This is a genomic window from Streptomyces sp. NPDC059851 (assembly GCF_042732005.1).
GTDB lineage: Bacteria > Actinomycetota > Actinomycetes > Streptomycetales > Streptomycetaceae > Streptomyces.
The window spans coordinates 65,004-72,370 of record NZ_JBHWJJ010000030.1 but is presented as its reverse complement, the minus strand read 5'-3'; the positions used below and the strand labels follow the sequence as shown (position 1 = coordinate 72,370).

5 protein-coding genes and 1 pseudogene are annotated in these 7,367 nt (G+C 74.8%); 1 reads left to right on the top strand and 5 read right to left on the bottom strand.

Annotated features, from left to right (window positions below; all coding sequences use genetic code 11):
* Positions 1–96: 96 nt before the first annotated feature.
* From ACFV7Q_RS13630 to ACFV7Q_RS13620, 3 genes and pseudogenes are all read right to left on the bottom strand, one after another.
* The gene (locus tag ACFV7Q_RS13630) at positions 97–495 is read right to left on the bottom strand and encodes a VOC family protein (RefSeq protein ID WP_385427911.1); all 399 of its coding nucleotides are present in this window, start codon (positions 493–495) and stop codon (positions 97–99) included.
* A gap of 116 nt (positions 496–611) precedes the next feature.
* Entirely contained in the window at positions 612–1,373 is a 762-nt protein-coding gene (locus ACFV7Q_RS13625; protein ID WP_385427909.1) for a N,N-dimethylformamidase beta subunit family domain-containing protein, read from the bottom strand.
* Between the two features lie 134 nt (positions 1,374–1,507).
* Positions 1,508–1,846: pseudogene (locus tag ACFV7Q_RS13620) on the bottom strand (N,N-dimethylformamidase beta subunit family domain-containing protein); the annotation flags it as partial.
* Between the two features lie 685 nt (positions 1,847–2,531).
* Here ACFV7Q_RS13620 and ACFV7Q_RS13615 point away from each other — a divergent pair.
* On the top strand, positions 2,532–3,488 hold the full coding sequence (locus ACFV7Q_RS13615) for an aldo/keto reductase (protein ID WP_385427906.1): 957 nt from the start codon (positions 2,532–2,534) through the stop codon (positions 3,486–3,488).
* Between the two features lie 90 nt (positions 3,489–3,578).
* Here the strand turns inward: ACFV7Q_RS13615 and ACFV7Q_RS13610 are convergent, their stop codons facing one another.
* Positions 3,579–4,469: an ABC transporter permease gene (locus tag ACFV7Q_RS13610; RefSeq protein ID WP_385427903.1), complete on the bottom strand. Its 891-nt coding sequence runs from the start codon at positions 4,467–4,469 to the stop codon at positions 3,579–3,581.
* Positions 4,466–7,336: an alpha/beta fold hydrolase gene (locus tag ACFV7Q_RS13605; RefSeq protein WP_385427900.1), complete on the bottom strand. Its 2,871-nt coding sequence runs from the start codon at positions 7,334–7,336 to the stop codon at positions 4,466–4,468. The genes ACFV7Q_RS13610 and ACFV7Q_RS13605 overlap by 4 nt, the downstream gene beginning before the upstream one ends.
* Positions 7,337–7,367: the final 31 nt, after the last annotated feature.

Below are 7,367 nucleotides of genomic sequence, written 5' to 3'. Positions count from 1 at the left end.
GCCCCACCCCGCCTCCGGGTCGCCGGCCGGCCCGGGGCCCCGGGTGCGCGGCCGGCGCGCCCCCGCCCGCCCCCCCCTTCTCGTTGGCCGGGTCGGCTACTTCCCGGTGGGTTCCTGGTACCCGTAGGGGCGGGTGATGAGCTCCAGGGCGTGGCCGGACGGGTCGAGGAAGTAGATGCCGCGGCCGCCGTCATTGTGGTTGATCTCGCCCGGGTGTTTCTGCTGGGGGTCGGCCCAGTAGTCGATTCCGGCAGCCCGGATCTTCTCGAACGAGGCGTCGAACTCCTCTTCGGAGATCAGGAAGGCGTAGTGCTGGACGGCGATGGTTTCGGCGGGAACGGTCGCGAAGTCCAGGGTGACGCCGTTGGCGGTTTCGACGGGGATGAACGGTCCCCACTCCGTGCCGACCTCAAGGCCGAGGAGGTCGGCGAGGAACTCGGCGGACTCCCGGTTGTCCCGGGAACGGACGATCGTGTGGTTCAGCATGACTGACATGTGTGAATGCCTCCGCAAGGCACATCACGGGCACCTCCATGCCTCACCCGGTCGGTGACCGACACGCGATGCCGTGATCACGATCGTAGACGCCCCTTCCCGGAGGAGTCCACCGCTCAAGGCCCGTACACGGTCTCGACGTTGTCCCGTGCGGGGTGGGTGCGGCCCGCGGGGCCCGCTGCGAAGGCGCGCAGGAGGTTCTCCGTCACGCGGGTCGTCAGGGCGCCCGCCCGGGCGTCCAGGCCGTGGTTCGCGCCGCTGCTGCCGTCGCCCGTAGCGTCCAGGGCCTCCACCCAGCGCATGGTCCCGGTGGCGAACACGCCCGCGCCGCTCGGCACCGTGTAGTACGCAGTGTCCTGGTGGCTCGGCCGGCCCTCGCACACCACCGGGGAGTGCGCCAGGATCTCGATCGGCCGGGGTGTCGGGAATCCGGTGTTGACCTTGTCGTACTCCACGCCCACCAGGTGCGGGAAGCGGTCGCCCGCCTTCACGCCGGTGCCCTCGAAGAGCCAGTGGCTCGGGTGGGTCACCACGTACGGGGCGTCGACCGGGTAGCCGTCGTAGATCACGCCGAGCAGGGTGCTCTCCGGGTCGGCGCCCGGCGCCGAGCGGAAGTCGGTGGTCGCCGGGTGGCCCCGCTCGTGCCCGGGGTCCTGTGCGTAGGAGGTCTTGTAGCAGACCACGGTGCGCTCGGGCCCCAGCTCGGAGGGCTCCAGCCGGATCCGGCGGAAGCAGCAGTTCGCGCCCAGGAACGCGATGTTGGTGCCGGCGTCGCGGGCCGCGGTGAAGTGGGCCCGCTGCTCCGGCGACCAGTACTCGTCGTGGCCGGGGGACAGGACCGCCGCGGCCCCTTCCAGCAGCCGCTTCTCGCGTGCCACGTCCGTGGTCGTCGTGTAGGCCAGTGGTATGCCGAGCCGTTCGGCGAGGGCGAGTAGGGGGCCTCGTACACCAGGAACAGGCCGGCGCCGTCGTCGTACTCGTAGGGCCGGTCGAAGGTCACGGCCAGGGAGCGGGACGCGTATCCGCCGCTCGGGCCGTCGTAGCTGCTGTAGCCGCCCCACCGGTTGTACGCCTGCCAGGTCGCCACCGCGTTGACGACGACGGTACGCCCGGCGGTGGTCGCCGACCGCACGGTGACCGGTACGAAGCGTTGGCCCTCGCCGCCCTGCGCGTCGAGCCGGAGCAGGTAGCAGCCCTCGGGCCAGCCCTTGGTGTCCACCGTGGCCGTCCGGGGCCAGCGGGCGCGGACCGTCCGGGTCGCGGGATCCACGGTGGGCTCGGGCTGCCGCACCCCGGGCAGGGCCTCGGAGCGCCACACGAGCCGGGCGCGGGCGCCGCCGTACCAGCCCATCCGGTAGGCGGAGACGGTGAACCTGGGCGCGGTGGTGGACACGTGCAGGCCGAACGACTCGCCGGGCAGCACGCTCACCTTGTCGGCGAAGCCCTCGACGGCCCGGGCCGGTCCGGCTTCGGTGACGTGCCAGTCGGCGTTCCCGGGTTTGGTGTTCTCGGCCTTGACGTCGAAGCCGCCCGGCGCGGTCGTGCCGGCCGGTCCGCCCGCGGGCGGGGTCTGGTCCGCTCCCGCGCCCTTCGCCCCGTCGCTGTCGCCGGTCCCGCAGCCGGCCAGGGCCCCGAGGCCGGCCGCGGCGGCCGCCCCCGTGGCGATGGTGAGGAACCGTCGCCTGGCCGCGGCTTCACCGTGTCCGGTCGTATTTTCCTGATGCATGCAGGGCACGCTATGTCACCGCCCGCGCACTTCCGTCCCCGGACCGGGTCTCCGTGAGAGCGTCTCTTCACGACCTCACCACCGGCGCCGACGCCGAGCGCCGCGCCTCCCGTCACGCGCCCGCCACACCCGCGGCGCCCCGCCCCCGCAGCCCCACCACGGCCGCAGCTCCCGCCCGGCCGCCCCGGGCAGCCCGTTCGACCCGTACGGCAGTCGCCCGCCCAGCGCCGCCGCGCACTGCGGCCCGGCCGCGGTGCCTAGACTGGCCCCAGTTGACGATCATGAACCGGACAAGGGTGGAGGAACCCCCATGCGCTACCTGCCCCTGGGCAGTTCAGGACTCCAGGTCTCCGTCGTGGGCCTCGGCTGCAACAACTTCGGCGGCCGCCTCGACGCCCGGGCCACCCGGTCCGTCGTGGACGCCGCCCTCGACGCGGGGATCACCCTCCTCGACACCGCAGACATCTACGGCGGCCGCGGAGGCTCCGAGTCCCACCTCGGCCAGGCCCTCAAGGGCCGCCGCGGCCAGGTGGTCCTCGCCACCAAGTTCGGTTACGACGGCGTGGACATGGGCTACGGCCCCGCCGCCGGGTCCCGCGGCGGCCGCGCCTACGTCCGGCGTGCCGTCGAGGAGTCGCTGCGCCGCCTGGACACCGATCACATCGACCTGTACCAGCTGCACAGCCCCGACCCCGCCGTCCCCATCGCCGAGACCCTCGCCGCGCTCACCGAACTCGTCGCCGAGGGCAAGGTCCGCTACGTCGGCCACTCCAACCTCAGCGGCTGGCAGCTCGCCGAAGCCGCGCACGTCGCACGCGAAACGGGCGCGGTGCCGTTCGTATCGGCACAGAACGAGTGGTCGCTGCTGCAACGCTCGGCGGAGGCGGAGCTCGTCCCGGCCGCCCGCCACTACGGCCTCGGTGTCCTCCCGTACTTCCCGCTCGCCAACGGCCTGCTCACCGGCAAGATCCGCCGGGGCAGGCCCGTCCCGGCCGGCTCCCGGCTGGACGGGCGCGACTCCTACCTGACCGAGGCGCGGCTCGACACCGTCGAGGCACTGGCTGCGATCGCCGACCAGCACGGCCGGAGCATCCTCGAACTCGCCATCGGCTGGCTGTCCGCCCAGCCCGGCTGTGCCTCCGTCATCGCGGGCGCCACCTCCGCCGAGCAGGTGCGCGCGAACGCCGCCGTCGCCGACCGCCCGCTGGAACCGGAACTCCTCGCCGAGGTCGACGCGGTGGCGGGAACCGCAGGCCGGGCGGTGTGAGACGCCGCCGGGCCGGGGCCCCGGTGCGGGTCCCGGGCCGGCGTCCGCGGCTCCCGCGGCGGGCGTTTCCGGCTCCGGCGCAGGGGCGGATCAGGAGACGACGTCCTTGCGGGCGAAGCCGCGGAAGGCGAGCGCGACCAGGACGATCGCGCAGGACACCGACACGGCCGTCCCCTTCACCATGCCCGCCCACTCCAGGTTCGGCTGGAGGGCGTCCGCCCAGGCGAACTGCCAGTGGGCGGGCAGGAACTCTCGCCAGGACCCCAGCGCCGTGACCGCGTCGAGCACGTTCCCGACGATCGTCAGGCCGACCGCCCCGCCCACCGCGCCCAGCGGCGCGTCCGTCCGCGTCGACAACCAGAACGCCAGGCCGGCCGTGACCAGCTGGGACACGAAGACGTACGCCACCACGAGCGCGAGCCGCGGCAGCGCGTCCCCGGCCGCCAGGACCCCGCCCGCCGGCAGCTTCAGCGGCCCCCACCCGTACGCGACCGTACCCGCCGCCAGCGCCACCGCCGGCAGCAGCACGATCGCCGCCAGGCTGAAGCCCAGCGCCACCACCAGCTTGCTCCACAGCAGCCGTGCCCGCGGCACGGGCGAGGCCAACAGGTAGCGGAGCGAGGACCAGTTCGCCTCCGAGGCCACCGTGTCACCGCAGAACAGTGCCACCGGCACCACCAGCAGGAACCCGGCCGACACGAACAGGCAGGTGGCCGCGAAGTTCGCGCCCGAGGCCGTCGCCGTGTCGATGAACGTGATCCGGTCGTTCCGGCCGCCGCCCTCCCGCCCGCCGCCCACCGCGAACGCGATGATCATGACGAAGGGCAGTGCCGCCAGCACCCCGCCCATCACCAGCGTCCGTCGCCGCCGCCACTGCCGCAGGGCCTCCACGCGCAGCGGAAGGGTACGGCCCGGCCGGTAGCCGGGGGCCCCTTCCGCCGCGGCGCCGCCCGTGCTCCTCACAGCGCCCGCGCCGCTCACGCCGTTCCTCCGATCAGGGTCAAGAAAGCGTCCTCCAGCCGCCGGTGCGGGCCCACCCCGCTCACCGGCACCTCCAGCCGCACCAGGTCGGCGACCAGTTCCGCGGCCGTCGCACCGCCGAGCCGTACGAGCAGCCCCTCCTCGCACGGCCCGGCGGACTCCACGCCCTCCAGGGCCGCCACCTTCGCGACGGTGGCCCCGTCCACCGGTCCGTCGACCGCGACCAGCAGCGTGTCCCCGCCGCCGGTGATCTCGCCGACCTCGCCGGCCTGCACCAGCCGCCCGCGGTCCATGACCACGAGGTGCGTACAGGACTGCTCGACCTCCGACAGCAGATGGCTGGAGACGATCACCGTGCGGCCGTCGGCGGCGTACCGGATCATCACGTCCCGCATCTCCCTGATCTGCGGGGGGTCCAGACCGTTCGTCGGCTCGTCGAGGATCAGCAGGTCGGGCAGCCCGAGCATGGCCTGGGCGATGGCGAGCCGCTGCCGCATGCCCTGCGAGTACGTGCGCACCGCGCGCTCCAGTGCGTCGCCGAGGCCGGCGATCTCCAGGGCTTCCGCCGTGTGCGCGTCCTCGGCGGGCCGTCCGGTGGCCCGCCAGTACAGCTCCAGATTGGCCCGCCCCGACAGGTGCGGCAGGAACCCGGCCCCCTCGACGAAGGCCCCGACCCGCGACAGCACCGGGGCCCCGGGCCGCACCGGATGACCGAACACCCGGATCTCGCCGGCGTCCGGCGTGATCAGCCCCATCAGCATGCGCAGGGTGGTGGTCTTCCCGGCGCCGTTGGGCCCGAGCAGGCCCAGCACCTGGCCCCGCTCCACCCGGAACGACAGGTCCCGCACCGCGTACCGGTCCTGTCCCTTCGCGTACCGCTTCGTCAGGCCCCTGATGTCCAGTGGTACGTCGTCGCCCGGCCCGGGGGCGGGCAGCGCCGGGCCCGCAGCCAGGCCCGCGGCCGAGCCCGCCGCCGCCCCCGGCTGCGGCTGCCCCGGTGTGGGCGCCGCCGCGGTCCGGACGGGCCGGCGGATCCCCAGCAGTGCGGCCGCCACGAGCACCGCGCCCAGCGGCAGGCCCCAGGTCCAGGCGGGCAGCCCCGCCGCAGCCGTCCGCACCCCGTCGGCCACGGGCACCGCCAGGGGGCCCTGCACCGCGACCGCGTACGAGGCCGGGGCCGCCGGGGAGGCGTAGCCGAGGTCGGTGGCCGCCACGACGAGCCGCAGCCGGTGCCCCGCCGGCACGGCGTGGTCGACGGCCGGTAGCCGCAGTTCCACGGTCCGGCCCTGCTGGGCGTCCTCCACCCGCAGTGGGGCGACGAGCTGGTGGGGGAGCACCTGCTGCCGCCCGTCGGGCCCGACGTCGTACACCTTCCCGAACAGCACGGCCGCACCGTCCGCGGCCGTCGACCGCACGTTCAGCGTGACGACCGGGGTGCCGGTGATCCGCACCTCCTGGGGCAGCGGGTCCGTGTCGAACCGGGCGTGCTGCCCGGGGAAGTCCAAGGACAGCCCGGTTCCGAAGGCGGCCAGCTGGCCGCCGATCCCCGGGACGGAGGACAGCGCGGACGGGGCGCCGCCCGCCGGATTGGCGAAGGTCTGCTCCCGCCCCCGGTCCCGGTCCTGCTCCCGGCCGCTGCCGCTGCCGGCGCCCGCCAGGGTGAATTCCCTCCGGCCCGCGGCCAGCCCGGGGTAGCTCTCGCCGTTCGCGCCGCGCAGCCGCATCACGCCGTCGGTGGAGTCGATGCCCCCGGAGCGCGAGACGCGGAACGCGGGGCCGGTGTCCGCGCCCGCCTCACCCTTGAGGTGACGGTCGAACCAGGCCGCCACCCGGGCCTCGACGCGGGCGGCCTCACGCATCCCGCCGTCGTGCCCGCCGGCCGCCCAGTCGACGGCCACGGGCGCGCCGTTCGCGGAGATGGCCCGGGCCATGGCGTCGGCCTGGTCCAGTGGGAAGAGGGAGTCGTCCTGGCCCTGCACGATGAGCGCCGGAACCCGGATCCGGTCCGCGACCGCCGACGGGCTGCGCCGTTCCAGCAGCGCGCGGGCTTCGGCGTCGGGCCTTCCGGACGCGGCGACCCGCTCGTACATCGCGCACAGCTCGGGCCGGAACCGCCCGCACGCGGCGGCGGGGGCACCGGCTGCGGCAGCGGTCGCCTGCGGCCCCGCCGTCCCCGGACCGGCCGAGGGCACCGCGGACACCTCCGCCGGCCGGCCCGGCTGCACGGGCTGCATGCCGCCCGCCGAGCCGGTGGTGAAGAACAGCCCCGCCCACAGCTTCTTGAACACCCCTTGCGGGAAGAGGGAGTCCGCGAGGTTCCAGTAGGTGATCTGCGGGGCGATCGCGTCCACCCGGCCGTCGTACCCGGCGGCGAGCAGTGCGACCGCCCCGCCGTACGAGGCGCCGGTGACGCCGACCCGCGGGTCCCCGGCAGTGTCGAGCTGCACCTCGGGCCGCGTCGCGAGCCAGTCGAGCAGCCGGGAGACGTCCTTGACCTCGTACTCGGGGTCGTTCAGTCCGATCTGCCCGCCCGAGCGGCCGAAGCCGCGTGCCGACCAGGTCAGCACCGCGTACCCGTCCCGGGCCAGGCGCTCCGCCTGCGCGCGGACGTCGTCCTTGCTGCCGCCGAAGCCGTGGCCCAACAGTACGGCCGGCCGCTTCTGCCCGCCCGGGGCCGTGAAGTAGGACGTGTCGATCCCGGTGCCCGCGGACTGGAGCACCCGGTCCTCGCGGTGCACGGGCGGTTCCCCGGTCGCGGCAGCCGTCCAGGTCCAGGCCCCCGCGACGGCGGCGAGCACGGCCAGTCCTGCGAGCAGGCGGTTCCGGCGGCGCCGGGGCGGCGGGAGCTTCGGCAGTCGGAGCGTCATACGGGCACCCTAGACCGATCACCTGCCCGCA